This window comes from Paraburkholderia ribeironis, from assembly GCF_900019265.1.
In the GTDB taxonomy this organism is placed as follows: domain Bacteria; phylum Pseudomonadota; class Gammaproteobacteria; order Burkholderiales; family Burkholderiaceae; genus Paraburkholderia; species Paraburkholderia ribeironis.
In genome coordinates, this window is record NZ_CYGX02000037.1 from 11,810 (window position 1) to 28,207 (window position 16,398).

Below are 16,398 nucleotides of genomic sequence, written 5' to 3' on the forward strand. Positions count from 1 at the left end.
TGGCTTAGGCCTTGTTGGTGGCCAGCGCGCCGGCGCTGTTGGTGCCGCCGAACAACGCGGTCAGGTACTGCGAGTTGTTGTTCATCGTCGCCATCAGCGTGTTCAGCGCGGTGAACTGTGCCTGGTACTGGCTCGTCAACTGCGCCGTGTAGTCGGCGAGCGCGGTTTGCTGCGTGGTGATGCTCTTCAGGTCGGCGTTCAGCGCGGTATTACGCGTGTCGATGATGCCGCCGGTCTGCGTGAAGGTGGTGATGCTGCTGTTCAACTGCTCGGCGATGCCGTTGGTCGAGTTGAAAAGCTTGGCGACCGTCGCCGGGCTGCTGGTCAGCGCCGTACTCAGCGTGCTGCTGTCGACCACCAGCGTGCCGTCGGCCGGATCGCCCTTCAGCGTAATGCCGATGGAGGCCAGCGTCGTGCCGGTGCTGCCCGTGCCGACCGAGCCGCCGACGATGCCGGCGAGCGTGTTCTTGATCGTCTGCAGTGTCGAATCGCCGAGCAGCGGGCCTTGCGAGCTCGCGCCGGCGCTGTACGAGGTCAGCGTGGACATCGTCGTCACGACGGTGTTGTACAGGCTGACGAAATTGTTGATCGCCGTGCTCTCCGACGAGGTGTCCTGCGCGATGGTCAGCGTTTGGGTGGTCCCTGCGGCCGCGGACGTCAGATTGAGCGTCACGCCGGAGATCGCGGTGGTCACCGAGTTGCTCGAGCTGGTGGCGGCGATTCCGCCGACCGTGAACGACGCGTCCTGCGCATAGGCACTCTGGGTCCAAGCGCTGCTCGAATTCGCCGAGGTGATGGTCGACTGGCCGCCGGTGGTGCTCGCGGTCGAAGTCACGCCGAGGCTCGACAGGCCGTTGTCGGTCGTGACATTGCTGGTCGAGACGTTGATGACGTTAGCCGCGCCGGTGTTCGACGCGCGCAGCACGAGGTGGGCACCGTCCGTGCCGGTCACGATGGTCGCCGTGACGCCGGGGTTGCTGCTGCTTGCATTGATCGCCGCGGCAATGCCGGACAGCGTGTTGTTGGTGCTGTCGACGCTGATGTCCATCGACTTGCCGCCGACCGAGATGCTCAGCGTACCGGTGCCGAGCTGCGTGGTCGCGCCGAAGGCCGCCGAGGAGAGCGACTGCGCACTCGCGATCTGCGTCACCGCGACCGAGTAGCTGCCGGCCACGGCGCCCGTACCCGCGGTGGCCGTGAGGCCGCTGCCGCTCGCGGTTGCCGAGAACGTCGACAGCGTGGTGCCGTTGGCGAGGTTGGTGATGCCCGACTGCAGGGCGCTCAAAGCTGAGCTGAGTGCGCCGTACGCGGACAGCGTGGTGTTGTCTTTGGTCTGTTGCGCCGTCAGAGCCGCGCTTTGTCCCGCCGTCTTCGCATTCACGAGGGCGGTGACGAGCGTCGACACGTCCATCGACGAATTACCGGTCGAGCCGCTGATGATCGATTGGGCGGCCGACTGCAGCGCGGCATTCGCGCTTGCCGTGGAAGACGTGGTAGAGATCGTGGACATGCAAAGGCTCCGGGCGTCGAGGAATCCGTGTTGGTAATGCGGTGAGGCTAGGTGGTGCGCGATGCTACATCATTGGGTGAGCGAAATGCACAGCGGGAGGCATGCCTCCCGTTGCTTGAAACCCGGCGATGCGCCCCGCTTCTCGCGCGGCGCACCGCCGTTACTGCGTCAGCTCTTACTGCAGGAGCTTCAGAACTTGCTGCGGGTTCGAGTTAGCTTGCGCCAACACCGAGATACCAGCTTGCTGCAGCACTTGCGCCTTGCTCAGGTTCGCCGTTTCTTGTGCGAAGTTGGCGTCCGTGATTTGCGATTGTGCCGACGACAGGTCGGTCGATTCAGCTTGCTGCGACGTCGAGATTGCGGTGAAGCGGTTTTGTGCGGCACCCAGCGACGCTTGCAGGTTGTTGACGGTCTGCAGTGCGTTGTCGATGGAGACCATTGCCTGGTTCGCGCCGGTGACCGTGCTGATGTCGAGGCCCGAAACCGTCGGCGGGGTGTTGATCGCGTTGATCTGCGCGACTGCCGAATTCTGAGCAGCGGAACCTGCACCTGCCGTCGTCGTTGCAGCGGCCTGGAGTGCCAGGGCGCCGACCTGGACGCCAGTGCCCGTGGTCGCGTTTGCGCCAAACACTGCCTGTGCGACGGTCTGGGCGATCGCCTGGTTGTTTTGATCGGTGAACGTGTAGCCGCCCTGGCCGTCCGACAGTACGTTGATTGCCGTGATTGCCGGGTTGGACGCCGACGTGTACGCACCAGCCGTATCCACGCTGACCGAGACCGTGCCGACCGTTTGACCCGTTTGCACCAGGCCGCCACCGATCTTCGCTGCCGACATCGATTGGCTCAGGTTCAGGTTGACCGTCTGACCGACGTTCGCGCCGACCTGGAACGAGAGGCTGCCTGCCGAGCCGTCCAGAATCTTCGTGCCGTTGTACGTCGTTTGCGAAGCGATGCGGTTCACTTCCGAGATCTGTGCCGAAACTTCCTTCTGCAGAGCGGCCTGGTCGCTCGACGACAGCGTGCCGGTCGATGCTTGCACAGCCAGTTGGCGGATACGTTGCAGGCTCGAAGTCAGCGACGACAGTGCGCTCGATGCGGTTTGAATCATCGACACGCCGTCATTCGAGTTCGACACGCCCTGATTCAGGCCGTTGATCTGCGTTTGCATACGCGTCGAGATTGCCAGACCTGCTGCATCGTCTGCCGCGCTGTTGATGCGCTTGCCCGACGACAGGCGGGTGATGGCTTGCGAAAGGGCGCTTTGCGAGCCATTGAGGTTTTGCTGTGCAACCAGCGAGTTGATGTTGCTATTGATTCCGAGCATGGAAAATCTCCTAAATAAGCCTTGAGCCCAGTACGCCAAGTTGGCATCGGCGGAAGCACTCGTTCATTGCTGGCCGCCTCAGTGAAGGTTGACGGCCCTCTTGAAAAAAACTTGAGGAACTTTCTGTAATGCTGACCCAATTCTTTTGCGCAAAGGCCGACGCGGCTGCCTCGCCGAACGGGCTTCCTGCCTTGTCCGGCGCGTGCGCTGCGGGATTTGAAAAGACGGCGTATTCTCTTTTGCTCTTGTCGTAAAAGCCGGGAGAAATCATGCAAAAGCGCCGCATTGGACGCTCGGAAATACAAGTTGCACCGCTTATGTTCGGTGGCAATGTATTCGGCTGGACCGCCGATGAAGCCACCTCGTTTTCGATTCTGGATGCATTCGTCGATGCGGGTCTCGACTTTGTCGATACTGCCGATGTCTATTCCGCGTGGGTGCCCGGCAACCAGGGTGGCGAGTCGGAAACGATCATCGGCAAGTGGCTGCGCCAGAGTGGCAAGCGCGACAACATCGTGCTCGCCACCAAGGTTTCGAAGCATCCTCACCGCAAGGGGCTGTCGGCGTCCAACATTCAGGCGGCGGTGGAGGATTCGCTGCGGCGCTTGCAGACCGACTACATCGACGTCTATTTTTCTCACGACGACGACACCGATACGCCGCTGGTCGAGACGCTCGGCGCGTATCAGAAGCTGATCGAAACGGGCAAGGTGCGACTGATCGGCGCGTCGAACTACAGCGGCGCGCGGGTCGAGGAGGCGCTCGCGGTGTCACGCCAGCACGGGCTACCCGAATACCAGCTACTGCAGCCGGAGTACAACCTGTACGACCGCGCGGAATACGAGCGCGACATCGAACCGGTGGCGCTCGCCAATCAGCTCGGCGTGGTGGTGTACTACAGCCTCGCGAGCGGCTTTCTGTCCGGCAAGTACCGTTCGCAGGCGGATCTGGCCGGTAAGGTGCGTGGCAGCCGGGTCGAAAAGTATCTGAACACGCGCGGTTTGCGGATTCTGGGCGCACTCGATCGCGTCGCCGAACAGCACGGCAGTACGCCGGCGAGTGTCGCACTGGCATGGCTTGTCGCGCGGCCCAGTGTTACGGCCCCGATTGCCAGCGCGACTTCGATCGCTCAGCTGGAAAGCCTTGCGGCCGCCGTCCATCTCCTGCTGACGGAGGCTGACATCCGCGAACTGGACGAAGCAAGCGCCTGAGCGCGCTTGGAGGACCTGGCGCGATCGCTAAACCCCTGGTAGGATGGGGAGTTTCCTGATATCATCGGGAGTGAATTGAGATCTTTGCCTGTTTCGTCAGTGTTTTTCATTGATGAAAGGTTGGCGAAACGGCAACAGACGCGGCATTTGCACTACGTCTGTCCGCGTTCCGCGGTGAGCTCCCCACCTCTCTTTTCCGGCCTCCGTGGCCGCTTTGCCTCTCGTTTCATTTGTGGTTTGGCCGGGGTTTCCCGCGTTTGCCTGTTACTGGCCATGAATCGAAACGACCGGAGGGCCGGCGCGTGAGCGGTCTCCCGCCACGCAATTAACCCGTATCAAGTGATTGAGTTAGGAATTACATGACGACGATTCTTCTGAAGGAAAACGAGCCGTTCGAAGTGGCAATTCGCCGCTTTCGTCGCGCAATCGAAAAGAACGGCCTGATCGCTGAACTGCGTGAGCGCCAATCGTACGAAAAGCCGACCACGGCACGTAAGCGCAAGAAGGCTGCTGCTGTAAAGCGCCTGCACAAGCGCCTGCGCAGCCAGATGCTGCCGAAAAAGCTGCACTAAGCACGCTTTCTGTACGCCGAACGGCGGTGTGAGCTTCGAAAGAAGTCACATCGCCGTTTTGCTTTTGGGCCTTCGTTGACGGTTCACTGGGGCGCCAGCTCCAACAAGCGTGGCAAAACGCCCGGCCGTGTGCTCGGAGTTGGGCGGCGCGAATCAGCAAAACGCGACCGCGCCGCGTAGGTGCCATCCATGCCGTTACACCGTTACACCGCGCTTTTCAGCCGCTCGGCGGACAGAGCATCCGCGGTGCGCATAACCATATAACGGCCGACCTGCGCGACAAGCGCAGCAAGATTTCTGCGGATGGGGCGATTGAAACCGCTTCGGCGGCATGACACCTGTGGTCTTGTCCGCCCCAGCCTTGCACCACGGGGCAAACAGTGCACGCGGAGCCTGGCGCTCGGGAGTTTCCTTGGGCGGCGTCCCTTTGGTAGAACCGCAGCACTAAGCGACGGCAATCTTGTCGGTTTCAACCGGCTTTGCGATTGCGTCCCTTCTTGCCGAGCGCCGCGCATTGCGCGCGGCACATGCAGCTAGCCTCATGGTCGTTCACCATGCCGACCGCCTGCATGAACGCGTAGCAGATCGTCGAGCCGACGAACTTGCAGCCGTAGTGTTTCAGCGCTTTGCTCAGCGCGTCCGAGACTTCCGTCGACGCGGGCGCGTGCTTGTAGGAGGCCCACTCGTTCTGTATCGGCGTCTGGTCGACGAACGACCAGACGAAGTTGGCGAGCGAGCCGTGCTCGGCCTGAATCCGCTGAATGGCGCGAGCGTTCCCGATGGCCGCTTCGATCTTGCCGCGATGGCGCACGATACTCTCGTCGGCCACCAGCGCATCCACGTGTTTCGGCGTAAAACGCGCAACCTTGTCGATATCGAAGTCGGCAAAAGCGCGGCGGTAGCCGGCCCGTTTATTGAGTATCGTCGACCACGACAAACCCGCCTGGGCACCTTCCAGCACAAGCATTTCGAACAGATGCCGATCGCCGCGCGAGGGCACGCCCCATTCGGTGTCGTGGTAGTGTGCGAGCGCGTCGCTCGATACCCAGTTGCATCGCTGTGTCACGGTTGCGCTCCGGCGTTGTCATGTCGCCCGTCAGCATAGCTGAAGACAGGCGTACCGCAAGCTGGCCGTTCGGCCGATTGCCGGATTGAAACGGACCTGCCACGCTATACGCTATTCACCTTTGGAACTCACTCGATTCGATGAACAAAAACTTCTTTCTGATCGGCATTGACGGCGGTGGCAGCGGCACGCGCGTCGTGCTCGGCGACGCGCAAGGGCGCGAGTTGGCGCAGGCGGCCAGCGGGCCGTCGGGCTTGGGACTTGGCGTCGAGCGTGCATGGCAGGCGATCGAGGCTGGCTGTGGCGCAGCGTTCGAGCGCGCCGGCGCGACCCTGGACTGGTCGCGTTGCGTGCTCGGTTGTGGATTGGCGGGGGTCAACAATCGTGACTGGCTCGCCGAATTTCATGCGCAAGCACCCCAGCTTGCAGGACTTGCGGTGGAAAGCGACGCCTATACGACCCTGCTCGGTGCGCATGGCGGCGCGCCCGGCGTGATCGTCGCGCTTGGCACCGGCAGTGTGGCGGCCTCGCTCGCTGGCGACGGGGAATGGCGCGTCGTCAGCGGTTATGGCTACCCGTCCGGCGATGAGGCGAGCGGCGCATGGCTCGGCTTGCGGCTCATCGTGCATGCGCAGCAGGCGCTCGATGGGCGCGTGCCCAACGACGATCTGGTGCAAGCGCTGCTCGCGCACACCGGCGCGCACGACCGCGACGGTCTCGTCGTCTGGCTCTGCGCGGCCAATCAGACGGCCTATGCCAGGCTCGCGCCGCTGGCGATCGCGCATCGCACGCATCCGTTCGCGGCGCGCCTGCTCGGCGAGGCCGGCGTCGAAATCGGCAAGATGATTGCCGCGCTCGACCCGTCGGCAAAGCTGCCGGTCGCCTTGTGCGGCGGTCTTGGCGCGCCGTTGCGCGAGTATGTGCCGCAGATCTACCAGGCGCGTCTGTGTGAACCTTTGGCGGACTCGGCGCATGGCGGATTGCGACTGGCGCTGCGCGAAGCCGGGCGCGCGGCGGGCTGAGAATCGCGGGCGGCGACGGCCGCGATCCTGTGCACGCCGGCGACAACGGTAAAATACGTGCTTCGACGCTGTCCCGACTGCCCCTCACCATGTACAAAGTCATTGCCACGGATCTCGACGGCACGCTGCTCAACGCCGATCATCAGGTCGACCCGTTCACCGTCGCCACAGTGCGCAAACTGGAAAGCGACGGGCTGCGGTTCGTGATTGCAACCGGGCGGCATTATTGTGACGTCGCGGGTATCCGCGACCTGCTAGGCATCAATCCGTATCTGATCACGTCGAACGGCGCACGCGTTCATGCGCCGGACAATACCGTGATCCATGCCGACGATCTGCCGCCGGCCATCGTCCAACGCCTGGTCCTGCCGGAAATCACGGGTGCGCACGGCCGCGTGATCGTCAATCTGTTCGCCGACCAGGCGTGGTTGATCGATCAGGATGCACCTCATCTGCTGAAGTTCCACCAGGACTCGGGCTTCACCTACGAAGTGACCGATTTGCCGAAGCACGACGGCGTCGACATCGCGAAGGCGCTATACATTGGCGAGCCCTCTGATCTCGCGCAGGTCGCCGCGAATCTCGCACGCGAATTCGGCGACGACCTGTATGTGACCTATTCGCTGCCGGACTGTCTGGAAGTGATGACAGCAAATGTATCGAAGGGACATGCGTTGCAGTTGGTGCTCGAACGCCTTGGCGTCGACGCGTCGCAGTGCGTGGCGTTCGGCGACAACATGAACGACATCGATATGCTGGAAACGGCCGGTCACCCGTTCATGATGAACAACGCCAACCCCGATCTCATGACGCGTCTGCCGAACGTGCCGCGCATCGGCAACAACTTCGAAGCAGGCGTTGCGCACCATCTGCGCAAGCTGTTCTCGCTCAACGACGAACTGATGTCCTGATTCGAAATGGAACCGGCCCACATCCATTTGCATGGATGTGGGCCGGAGTCGGCGCGCTGGCGTGGGCTGCGGCCGGCGCTATCAGCCGACGCCGCCACTTGGGCTGGGACTGGCCTGGGCGCTCAGGGCCGATGGCTGGCGAGCGTCCGCGCTACGATCAACCGTGCCATCCGCCGCGGTGGTCGCCCCGATCATCGTGACCCAAGTGGCGGTCATTGCGATCCGGACCGCGGTCATACCCACGGTTATACCCGTGGTCATACCGATAATCGCCGCGATAGTAATCGCCACGATCGTAGCGATGGTTCCATCCGCCGTAGTACACCGGTTCTGGGGCCGCGTAGACGCTGGCTGGCTGCGCGTAAACCGGCGCGCCGAGCGACAGGCCGATGTTCAGATCCGTATGCGCTTGCGCGACACCGCATGCGCCCGCCGCGAGTCCAGCCGCAACCAGCAAGTGAGTGACGATGCGTTTCATGTTGCTCTCCTGTAAAGCGACATAGGTTTGTCGCACAGGTCCAATGTACGCATTCCGTCGGGGGCGACTGCGACGAGATGTTACGGACTGCAAGCATCGCCGCAGCAGGAGTGGCGAATCAGCAGCGGCGTTCGAGCGCACCGCGGATCGGTGGCCATTCGCTGGAAACCTTCTCAGATAAAAGGTTTTCGGCTCATCAAACGATGCCGACGCAAGGTTGGCGCCGCGCGGAACCCGATTTCGGCCGGTGCGTGCGTAATCGTGGCTTACATCTGTATTACCCGATTAATCCGCAGCCCCCGTGGATGCCGCCGGCGCAGTTGCCGTCGATACTGTGCCTGGCAAAGCCGCGCAAGGACAATCGATCGCGCGCCCGTCCAGACCCTCGCGGTCGTGCTTGAAGCTGGCGCGTGCGGTGCCGTTCTGCCAGTCGAGTCGAACAATATAAATACTGTCAAAGTCGTCGGTCGACCAATTCGGGACATCAGCGGCATTGCCGCCGTGGGCGCTTAACATTTGGCGCAATAACTTCACGATCAACTTGTGCTCCCATGCCACGACGATCAGTTTGTCGCGATTGGCTGGATTGACGAGCGCGGCGCCGAGCTGGTCAATTTGCGCAAAACCGTACGGCGTTTGTACCGGCATTTGAAACTGGATCGCGGTCGGCTCGATCGTCGCCAGCGGACGGATGTAGTAATAGGAACGGCCGCTATCGTCTTTTTGCTGGCCGGGGTCGGGCGCGTAGATCGCATCCGGCTTGCCGAACTTGGCGGCGATCACCGCCGGCAACGCCAACGCGCGGTTGAGACCTTGGCAGTTGAGCTGGCCGTAGCCTTGCGCGGGTTTCTCGCCGTGTCGCACGAAGATAAGCGTTTCGGTGTTGCCCCCGGCCGCTTGCGCGGTGGGCGTCGCCCACACGCCGGCACACAAGCCGCCAATGGAGAGCGCGACGCCCTGCAGGAATCCGCGGAGACGGTTCATCGGTAGCACCTGTGCAAGCTCGGGAAGTTGCCCGATTCTAGCAGCGGGTCATGGCTGGGCGGTGCCGGGTGGTCGGTCAACGCGTTGTGCACCGGAAAACAGAACGGGCGCCGTAGCGCCCGCTCTGACTGCCCGATTAAATACGCTCGCCGATCAGTCGAGCGCCAGTTTCTGCACATTGTCGCCGCGGCTTTCCGCGATCAACGGATACAACAGGCCCGCGATCACCGCGCCGATGACCGGAGCGACCCAGAACATCCACAATTGATCCACGGCTGCCCCGCCGACGAACAGCGCCGGGCCGGTGGAGCGCGCCGGATTGACCGAGGTATTGGTGACCGGAATCGAAATGAGGTGAATCAGCGTCAGGCACAGGCCGATGGCGATCGGCGCGAAGCCGGCCGGCGCGCGCTTGTCGGTTGCGCCGAGGATGACGAACAGGAAGAAGCCGGTCATCACCACTTCGCAGATGAATGCCGCGCCGAGCGAGTAGTGGCCCGGCGAGCGCTCGCCATAGCCATTGCTCGCGAAACCGCTCGCGACGAGGTCGAAGCCCGGCTTGCCGGACGCGATGAGCGACAGTACCAGCGCACCCAGCACCGCGCCGATCACTTGCGCGACGATATACGGTGGCAGGTCTCGAGCCGGAAAGCGGCCGGCGACGGCCAGCCCGACGCTCACGGCCGGATTCAGATGACAGCCGGAAATGTGTCCGATCGCATAAGCCATTGTCAGCACGGTCAGGCCGAAAGCGAACGACACACCCACGAAGCCAATGCCCAGGCCGTGGACCGGCCCTGCGAAGTTCGCGGCGAGCACGGCGCTGCCGCAGCCTCCGAGCACGAGCCAGAAGGTGCCGAACAACTCTGCAGCAAGGCGCTTTGACAACTGCATGATTGGTATTCCTAAAAATGGATACTTCTGGAGCACACACGGCTTAGTGCGAGTGCATGCCTTGAACGCGCAATTCTAGGCAAAGGCAGTCAAAAGGGGTGTCAAGAATTGTCAATGCGGAGTCCGCTTTACTATTATTGCCAACGATAAAGACGCCGCTTTGCGATTCACAATCTTTTTAATAATTATCAGAGGATATCTCCTAAACCGGTATTAGTGGCCATTGCGAATTTTTATAATTACAGTTAGTCTGCCGTCGAATGAGTTCTAAAAAGGGGAGAACCAGATGTCTCAATATGCTGACCTCAAGGCGCAGATCGCCAGATTGCAGGCACAGGCAGAAGAAGCGAGGCGCACGGAAATTGACAATGTAATCGCCGACATCCGCCAAAAGATCGCTGAATACGGTCTGACCGCGCAAGACCTCGGCTTTGCAGTTGCCGCGAGGCGCGGCCGTCCACCCAAGAAGGCGCCGCTCCCGGCGAAATACCAGGACCCGAAATCGGGCAATACGTGGAGCGGGCGCGGCAAGCCACCGAAATGGATTGTCGGCAAGAATCGCGAGCGCTTTTTGATTGGTGCGGCTTGAGTCAGCCGTCGGCCAGCACGAAAGCCAATTGAAGGTTTTTCGGCGCGCCGTTTTATTGGCTAGCGCGAATGCGGGGATGGAGCCGCGCCGGTCGCCGCATTAAAAAAGCCGCCCATGGGGGCGGCTTTTCCGTAGAAGCAGCGGGATAAGTGGAATTTCCCGGTCGCGCAAACGATTCACATGTCAGTCGCACTCACATTGGTGTGCGAATCGCAAAACGGCGTACGCGGTGGGGCAGCGGCGGAAACAGCTGAACGCATAGCGGATCAGCTGTTTTCGAGTGGCCCGTTAACCCACGGCCACCTGACGCAATACCGGGCGGCGCGTTGCTTCAATCAGCGTCGAATAGCCGTCGACATAGTTTTGCGCCATCGTTTTCGAGCTGAAGCGGCGTTCGAACTGCGCGCGGATTTCGGGGCGCGACAGCTCGTCGAGACGCTGCAGCGCAGCCACTGCGCCCTGCACATCCTCAACGATATAGCCCGTCACGCCGTGATCGATCACTTCCGGCACCGAGCCGCGGTTGAACGCAATCACTGGTGTGCCGCATGCCATCGATTCGATCATCACGAGGCCGAACGGCTCCGACCAGTCGATCGGGAACAGGAGCGCCTTGGCACCGGACAGAAACTCCGGCTTCTGCGCCTCGTTGATCTCGCCGACGAATTCCACGTGCGCCATCGACAGCAAGGGCTCGATTTCACGTTTGAAGTATTCCTGGTCGACCTTGTCCACCTTGGCGGCGATCTTCAGCGGCAAACCGCTTTGTGCAGCGATCTTGATAGCTGTATCGACGCGCTTTTCGGGGCAAATGCGGCCGAGGAACGCGAGATATTCCGGCTTCTTGTGCACTTGCGGTGTCAGCAACTGGTCCGGCAGACCGTGATAGACGGTGTTGAGCCAGTTGGCCTGCGGCAGCGGCACGCGCTGCGAATCGGAAATCGACACCACCGGCACGTTCGAAAACGCGTCGAACACTGGCTGCAGCTCCGGCAGATCGAGGCGGCCGTGCAGCGTGGTCACGAACGGCGTGTCCATCGTGGTGAAAAGCGGGAACGGCATGTAGTCGAGGTGAAAATGCAGCACGTCGAATTCGTGCGCGACCCTGCGCACTTTTTCCATCATCAGCACATGTGGCGCCAGCGCATCGCGGATCGTCGGATCGAGGCGCAGCGCGCGCGGCCAGCAGGCGTCGAGGTGCGCGGACGTCGCCGAGTCGCCGCTGGCAAACAGTGTGACGTCGTGGCCGAGGTCGACCAGCGCCTCGGTCAGATATGACACCACGCGTTCAGTGCCGCCGTAGAGTTTCGGCGGGACTGCTTCATACAACGGCGCAATTTGTGCGATTCGCATGCGTTTTCTCCTGTCGACCAGAGTTGACGCTTTAGCTGTCGGCCAGAGTTCGCTGTCGGCCGGAGTTAGCGCTTTAGCGCTTACTCCGGCCCCATGCAACGCTGTCGGCTGGAAATGGCGCTTTAGCGCTTATTCCGGCCCCATGCGCATTACTCTGGTCTCATGCAAAGCACTTACTTTGGTCTCATGCAAGACGGTTGCTGTTCACTACGGCTTCGCACAGCGGCGCTCGAATAGACCGAGGAGCGAATGCCTGACGGACGGTTGGGCGCGGTAATCTGCCGCCCGGGGGTGTCCCGAAATTGCATCGGGTATTCCCTTAGCGTTCATTATCGGGATCGGCCGCGTTAATTCGAGCTATTTTTCAAACGCTTAATGTTGTTACAGCGGGAAACATCGTGCCTTACAGATCGTTGCGGACGCGATCCCGATAATCGGGTAAAGCGCGGCAGCTGGTATAGGCAAACGCTGAATAACCGCGTCGAAATCCCGGCGGCGCAGGTATCCGGCCCCGTCAGTCGCCCTTGCAGAAGCCGGATTGCAGACTAGTGAAAAGGTCTTATAATTCTTTCTCACCGGTGCAAAGGTGCGGGTCGGGAGTCATCCAGAACTCACCGGTTAGTTCATGCCGTCACCGCGAAATATTTACAGCGCATTACACGTCCCAGACTGGGCGCCGCTTCACTCCATTCAATTTCCCCACGCGCTGGTTCTTGTAGGAAAAATTCCTACAACAATGACGGATTAATCCGTCAGACAGCCGGGGTGTCTCTCCGATTTTCGTCGGCTCCCCCTTTCGACACAATGCTTGCAACACCAGAAACGAGCCGGTTTGCGCGGTTGAAATGCGCGCCTCCGAGCAAACGTTTCCGCCACGGCCTGACCAGCCAGATATACCCCGGGGGAATCATGAGCGCGACAAGCGATATGCTCAATGAGATCAGAGAAGTCAATCTGTCGTATCTCCTGCTCGCGCAGCGTTTGCTGCGCGAAGACAAGCCGATGGGCATGTTTCGCATGGGGATTTCGGACCAGCTAGCCGATGTGCTCGCCAATTTGTCATTGGCGCAGACCGTCAAGCTGGCGGCGTCCAATCAGGTGTTGTGCCGTTTCCGTTTCGACGACCATGCCGTGCTCTCCGCGCTGGCCGACAAAGGCAAGTCGAGCGCAGTGGCGCAGGCGCATTCCGCGATCCTGATGGCAAGCCAGCCCGTCGAGCAACTCAGCTGATGGCGGCGGCTATCTCAAACCACGCGATCGGGCAGGGGGATTGGCAAACGGATGGCCTATAAAAGCGTCGTACTCGAAGTCAGGGAAATCACTCTGGCCATCGAGCTGATTGAACTTGGCGCGCGTTTGCAATTGCTGGAAGCGGAAACCAGTCTGTCGCGCGACCGGCTCATCAAGCTGTACAAGGAACTGAAAGGGGTGTCGCCACCCAAGGGCATGCTGCCTTTTTCGACCGACTGGTTCATGACCTGGCAGCCGAATTTTCACTCATCGCTGTTCTATAACATCTACCGCTTCATGGCCGGCCACGGCGGCTGTCCGACGATCGAGTCGATCGTGAAGAGCTACCGGCTCTATCTGGAGCACGTCCAGTTGCACGACGACGAGCCCGTGCTCAGCCTCACCCGCGCGTGGACGCTCGTGCGTTTCTTCGATTCCGGGATGCTGCAGATGACCCCCTGCTGCCGCTGCGGCGGGCATTTCGTCGCGCATGCGCACGATCCGCAGCACGCGTTCGTCTGCGGACTGTGCCAGCCGCCGTCGCGCGCCGGCAAGACAAAGAAAGTCGCCGACGCCCGGGCTCGCGAGAGCCTCGCCGCCCTCGAGGCTTGAGCCATGTGGCGGCCGTTGCGCCGCGGGCTTTGCCTGTGCGGCGCCCTTCTGGCGCATCTGGCGGCCCGCTGGCGCCTCCGGTGGCCCGCTGGCGCGTTGGCGGCCCCGTCACCGCACGCCGGTTGCCGCCTGGCCGGCCCGCCACGCCTCTGGTTTACACCAGAACGACGAGCCGCTTTTCCGTCAAAGTTTTCCGCATCGTTGCCGTAAACCAGATTAACGACGGTTACCGTCGCTTCTTTGTGAGGGCTCGGCAGTGCTGATTTTCGTGGGAACACTCGTGACGCTGTTGTCCGTCTTCGGCGGTTACGCGCTGGAAGGCGGCCATCTCAGCGCGCTGCTGCAGCCCGTTGAAGTGCTGATGATCGTCGGCGCCGGTCTCGGCGCGTTCATTCTCGGCAACGGCATGAAGACGATCAAGGCGACGCTGCGCGTCATCCCGACCCTGTTCAAGGGCGCGAAGTACAACAAGGACGTCTACATGGAGTTGATGGCGCTCCTCTACGTCCTGCTCGCGAAAGCGCGCAAGGAAGGCACGCTGACGCTGGAAGCCGACATCGACGATCCGTCGAAGAGCCCCATCTTCACCCAGTACCCGAAGATTCTCGCCGACAAGCACATCATCGAGTTCCTCACCGACTACCTGCGTCTGATGGTGGGCGGCAACATGAATGCGTTCGAAATCGAAAGCCTGATGGACGAGGAGATCGAAACGCACCACCAGGAAGGCGAGGCGCCCGCGCATGCGCTGACCAAGGTTGGCGACGCAATGCCGGCGTTCGGTATCGTGGCCGCGGTGATGGGCGTGGTGCACACCATGGCCTCCGCCGACAAGCCGCCCGCAGTGCTAGGCGAAATGATCGCGCAGGCGCTGGTCGGCACTTTCCTCGGCATTCTGCTTTCGTACGGGCTGATCGGGCCGCTCGCGAGCGTCGCCGAACAGCGCGTGACCGAGTCGACCAAGATGTTCCAGTGCATCAAGGTGACGATTCTCGCGAGCCTGAACGGCTATGCGCCGGCAATCGCCGTCGAGTTCGGCCGCAAGGTGCTCTTCTCGACCGAACGTCCGTCGTTCGCCGAGCTGGAAGAGCACGTGCGCCGCGTGAAGGCCAAGTAAAGGGCGCCGGGAACCGAACCGATGAGCAAGGACAAAGACCGCGCCATTGTCGTCAAGCGCTCCGCGCCGGCCAGGAAGGGGCACCACGGCGGCGCGTGGAAGCTCGCGTACGCGGACTTCATGACCGCGATGATGGCGTTCTTCCTGCTGATGTGGCTGCTGAGTTCGGCTTCCACGGTGCAGTTGAAGGGCATCGCCGACTACTTCAACCAGCCGTTGAAGATCACGCTGTGGGGCGGCGATCGCAGCGCCGAGGACTCGAGCATCCTGAAGGGCGGCGGGCGCGATATCTCGACCGACGCGCAAGGCGTGACGCGCTCCACCGACGGCACCAGCAACCGCGCCGAGCGCACCGTCTCGCACAACAACGAAGACTCGATGAAGCAGTTGCAAGGCGAGCTCGAGCGCCGCGAGCAGGTTCGCCTGCACGATCTGCAGGTCAAGCTGATGGCCGCGATCGAAGCGAATCCGGTGCTGCGCCAGTTCAAGCAGCAGATTCGCATCGACTCGACGCTGACTGGCTTGCGCATCGAGATCGTCGATTCGCAGAAGCGGCCAATGTTCGCGACCGCGAAGGATCAGGTGGAGCCGTACATGCGCGACATCCTGCGCGAAATCGGCCACACGCTGAACGACGTGCCGAACCGCATCATCGTGCAGGGGCATACGGACGCCGTGCCCTACGCGGGTGGCGAGAAGGGTTACAGCAACTGGGAGCTGTCGGCGGACCGCGCCAATGCGTCGCGCCGCGAGCTGATCGCCGGCGGCATGGACGAAGCGAAGGTGATGCGCGTGCTCGGCCTCGCGTCGACGCAGAACCTGAACAAGGCGGACCCGCTGGATCCGGAAAACCGCCGCATCAGCATCATCGTGCTCAACAAGAAGTCGGAAGAGGCGCTGAACCATGACGACTCCACCACGACCACTCTGTCGGACGACGCAGCCGGCTCCAGGCCGTTGCTGCAAAAGCTTGCGCAACCGGTGACGGTTGCCCCGAAGTTGCCGGCGGCAGCGCCGGCGGCCCAGTAACCGGCCCGGCAACAGGCCAAGTAACAGATAGCGATCGCCGGGCTCGAGCATGCGCCTCACGGGCGCGGACAGTCCGGCGATCGGTAGCGTAAGTGCAGCGAGGTTTTCATGATCAGGCACATCCTGGCAATCGACGATTCGGCATCGATGCGGCAGATTCTTGACGCAACGCTGACCGCGGCCGGCTATGAGGTGACGCTTGCGGCGGACGGCGACGAAGGGCTCGAAAACGCGCTCGCGATGTCGTTCGACCTCGTGCTGACCGACCAGCATATGCCGGGCAAGACCGGCCTCGACCTGATCGCCGCGCTGCGCGGCAACCCGGCCTACGAGGCGACGCCCATCCTCGTCCTCACGACGGAATCGGGCGAGCCGTTCAAGGCCGCGGCGCGGGCGGTGGGGGCGACCGGCTGGATCGAAAAGCCGCTCGACCCCGACACGCTGACCGAACTGGTGGCGGCGCTGGCCGAAGCCGATCCCGCGTAAGCGCCACTTT

Annotated in this window: 17 protein-coding genes; 10 read left to right on the forward strand and 7 right to left on the reverse strand. The window is 61.9% G+C overall.

Translation table 11 applies throughout. The features are described from left to right. Positions 1-4 precede the first annotated feature (4 nt). Positions 5-1,510, reverse strand: coding sequence for a flagellar filament capping protein FliD (gene fliD / locus BN2475_RS17035; protein WP_094780680.1), 1,506 nt, complete (start codon positions 1,508-1,510; stop codon positions 5-7). Between the two features lie 175 nt (positions 1,511-1,685). Next, positions 1,686-2,834: a flagellin gene (locus tag BN2475_RS17040; RefSeq protein ID WP_094780681.1), complete on the reverse strand. Its 1,149-nt coding sequence runs from the start codon at positions 2,832-2,834 to the stop codon at positions 1,686-1,688. Positions 2,835-3,103: 269 nt separating this feature from the next. Between BN2475_RS17040 and BN2475_RS17045 the strand changes: the two genes are divergently transcribed. Then, entirely contained in the window at positions 3,104-4,045 is a 942-nt protein-coding gene (locus BN2475_RS17045) for an aldo/keto reductase (RefSeq protein WP_094780682.1), read from the forward strand. 359 nt (positions 4,046-4,404) lie between these two features. Then, the gene (gene rpsU / locus BN2475_RS17050; RefSeq protein WP_006050883.1) at positions 4,405-4,617 is read left to right on the forward strand and encodes a 30S ribosomal protein S21; all 213 of its coding nucleotides are present in this window, start codon (positions 4,405-4,407) and stop codon (positions 4,615-4,617) included. 469 nt (positions 4,618-5,086) lie between these two features. Here rpsU and BN2475_RS17055 read toward each other — a convergent pair whose 3' ends face one another. Further along, on the reverse strand, positions 5,087-5,683 hold the full coding sequence (locus BN2475_RS17055) for a DNA-3-methyladenine glycosylase I (RefSeq protein WP_094780683.1): 597 nt from the start codon (positions 5,681-5,683) through the stop codon (positions 5,087-5,089). A 140-nt stretch (positions 5,684-5,823) separates the two neighbouring features. Between BN2475_RS17055 and BN2475_RS17060 the strand changes: the two genes are divergently transcribed. Then, positions 5,824-6,705 carry a glucosamine kinase nucleotide-binding domain-containing protein gene (locus BN2475_RS17060; RefSeq protein WP_094780684.1) on the forward strand — a complete coding sequence of 294 codons (882 nt, stop codon included), beginning with the start codon at positions 5,824-5,826 and terminating at the stop codon, positions 6,703-6,705. Positions 6,706-6,794: 89 nt separating this feature from the next. Beyond that, positions 6,795-7,616, forward strand: a complete 822-nt coding sequence (locus BN2475_RS17065; RefSeq protein ID WP_094780685.1) for a Cof-type HAD-IIB family hydrolase — start codon at positions 6,795-6,797, stop codon at positions 7,614-7,616. A 157-nt stretch (positions 7,617-7,773) separates the two neighbouring features. On the opposite strand, the gene BN2475_RS17070 is transcribed toward BN2475_RS17065, so the two are convergent. From BN2475_RS17070 to aqpZ, 3 genes are all read right to left on the reverse strand, one after another. Then, entirely contained in the window at positions 7,774-8,094 is a 321-nt protein-coding gene (locus BN2475_RS17070) for a PXPV repeat protein (protein WP_094780686.1), read from the reverse strand. A 285-nt stretch (positions 8,095-8,379) separates the two neighbouring features. Then, positions 8,380-9,078: a histidine phosphatase family protein gene (locus BN2475_RS17075; protein WP_094780687.1), complete on the reverse strand. Its 699-nt coding sequence runs from the start codon at positions 9,076-9,078 to the stop codon at positions 8,380-8,382. Between the two features lie 153 nt (positions 9,079-9,231). Then, positions 9,232-9,972 (reverse strand): aquaporin Z, encoded by a 741-nt coding sequence (gene aqpZ / locus BN2475_RS17080; RefSeq protein ID WP_094780688.1) that lies wholly within the window; start codon positions 9,970-9,972, stop codon positions 9,232-9,234. A gap of 286 nt (positions 9,973-10,258) precedes the next feature. Between aqpZ and BN2475_RS17085 the strand changes: the two genes are divergently transcribed. Then, the gene (locus tag BN2475_RS17085) at positions 10,259-10,561 is read left to right on the forward strand and encodes an H-NS histone family protein (RefSeq protein WP_094780689.1); all 303 of its coding nucleotides are present in this window, start codon (positions 10,259-10,261) and stop codon (positions 10,559-10,561) included. A gap of 288 nt (positions 10,562-10,849) precedes the next feature. On the opposite strand, the gene BN2475_RS17090 is transcribed toward BN2475_RS17085, so the two are convergent. Next, complete coding sequence (locus BN2475_RS17090) at positions 10,850-11,914, reverse strand: glycosyltransferase family 4 protein (RefSeq protein WP_094780690.1); 1,065 nt, start codon at positions 11,912-11,914, stop codon at positions 10,850-10,852. 909 nt (positions 11,915-12,823) lie between these two features. On the opposite strand from BN2475_RS17090, the gene flhD reads away from it, so the two are divergent. The 5 genes from flhD to BN2475_RS17115 all read left to right on the forward strand — a co-directional run bounded on the left by flhD (position 12,824) and on the right by BN2475_RS17115 (position 16,388). Continuing rightward, positions 12,824-13,144 (forward strand): flagellar transcriptional regulator FlhD, encoded by a 321-nt coding sequence (gene flhD, locus BN2475_RS17095; protein ID WP_245841359.1) that lies wholly within the window; start codon positions 12,824-12,826, stop codon positions 13,142-13,144. 51 nt (positions 13,145-13,195) lie between these two features. Further along, positions 13,196-13,756: a flagellar transcriptional regulator FlhC gene (flhC, locus tag BN2475_RS17100; RefSeq protein ID WP_094780691.1), complete on the forward strand. Its 561-nt coding sequence runs from the start codon at positions 13,196-13,198 to the stop codon at positions 13,754-13,756. Between the two features lie 256 nt (positions 13,757-14,012). Further along, complete coding sequence (gene motA / locus BN2475_RS17105; RefSeq protein ID WP_094780692.1) at positions 14,013-14,873, forward strand: flagellar motor stator protein MotA; 861 nt, start codon at positions 14,013-14,015, stop codon at positions 14,871-14,873. A 21-nt stretch (positions 14,874-14,894) separates the two neighbouring features. Further along, positions 14,895-15,902, forward strand: coding sequence for a flagellar motor protein MotB (motB, locus tag BN2475_RS17110; protein WP_094780693.1), 1,008 nt, complete (start codon positions 14,895-14,897; stop codon positions 15,900-15,902). Positions 15,903-16,010: 108 nt separating this feature from the next. Then, entirely contained in the window at positions 16,011-16,388 is a 378-nt protein-coding gene (locus BN2475_RS17115) for a response regulator (protein ID WP_094780694.1), read from the forward strand. Positions 16,389-16,398: the final 10 nt, after the last annotated feature.

Coding starts and splice junctions, on each gene's coding strand:
- aqpZ (WP_094780688.1), bottom strand. CDS start 9,972: ATGCAGTTGTCAAAGCGCCTTGCTGCAGAGTTGTTCGGCACCTTCTGG.
- fliD (WP_094780680.1), bottom strand. CDS start 1,510: ATGTCCACGATCTCTACCACGTCTTCCACGGCAAGCGCGAATGCCGCG.
- BN2475_RS17070 (WP_094780686.1), bottom strand. CDS start 8,094: ATGAAACGCATCGTCACTCACTTGCTGGTTGCGGCTGGACTCGCGGCG.
- BN2475_RS17065 (WP_094780685.1), top strand. CDS start 6,795: ATGTACAAAGTCATTGCCACGGATCTCGACGGCACGCTGCTCAACGCC.
- flhC (WP_094780691.1), top strand. CDS start 13,196: ATGGCCTATAAAAGCGTCGTACTCGAAGTCAGGGAAATCACTCTGGCC.
- BN2475_RS17075 (WP_094780687.1), bottom strand. CDS start 9,078: ATGAACCGTCTCCGCGGATTCCTGCAGGGCGTCGCGCTCTCCATTGGC.
- rpsU (WP_006050883.1), top strand. CDS start 4,405: ATGACGACGATTCTTCTGAAGGAAAACGAGCCGTTCGAAGTGGCAATT.
- motB (WP_094780693.1), top strand. CDS start 14,895: ATGAGCAAGGACAAAGACCGCGCCATTGTCGTCAAGCGCTCCGCGCCG.
- BN2475_RS17060 (WP_094780684.1), top strand. CDS start 5,824: ATGAACAAAAACTTCTTTCTGATCGGCATTGACGGCGGTGGCAGCGGC.
- flhD (WP_245841359.1), top strand. CDS start 12,824: ATGAGCGCGACAAGCGATATGCTCAATGAGATCAGAGAAGTCAATCTG.
- BN2475_RS17090 (WP_094780690.1), bottom strand. CDS start 11,914: ATGCGAATCGCACAAATTGCGCCGTTGTATGAAGCAGTCCCGCCGAAA.
- BN2475_RS17040 (WP_094780681.1), bottom strand. CDS start 2,834: ATGCTCGGAATCAATAGCAACATCAACTCGCTGGTTGCACAGCAAAAC.
- BN2475_RS17085 (WP_094780689.1), top strand. CDS start 10,259: ATGTCTCAATATGCTGACCTCAAGGCGCAGATCGCCAGATTGCAGGCA.
- BN2475_RS17115 (WP_094780694.1), top strand. CDS start 16,011: ATGATCAGGCACATCCTGGCAATCGACGATTCGGCATCGATGCGGCAG.
- BN2475_RS17045 (WP_094780682.1), top strand. CDS start 3,104: ATGCAAAAGCGCCGCATTGGACGCTCGGAAATACAAGTTGCACCGCTT.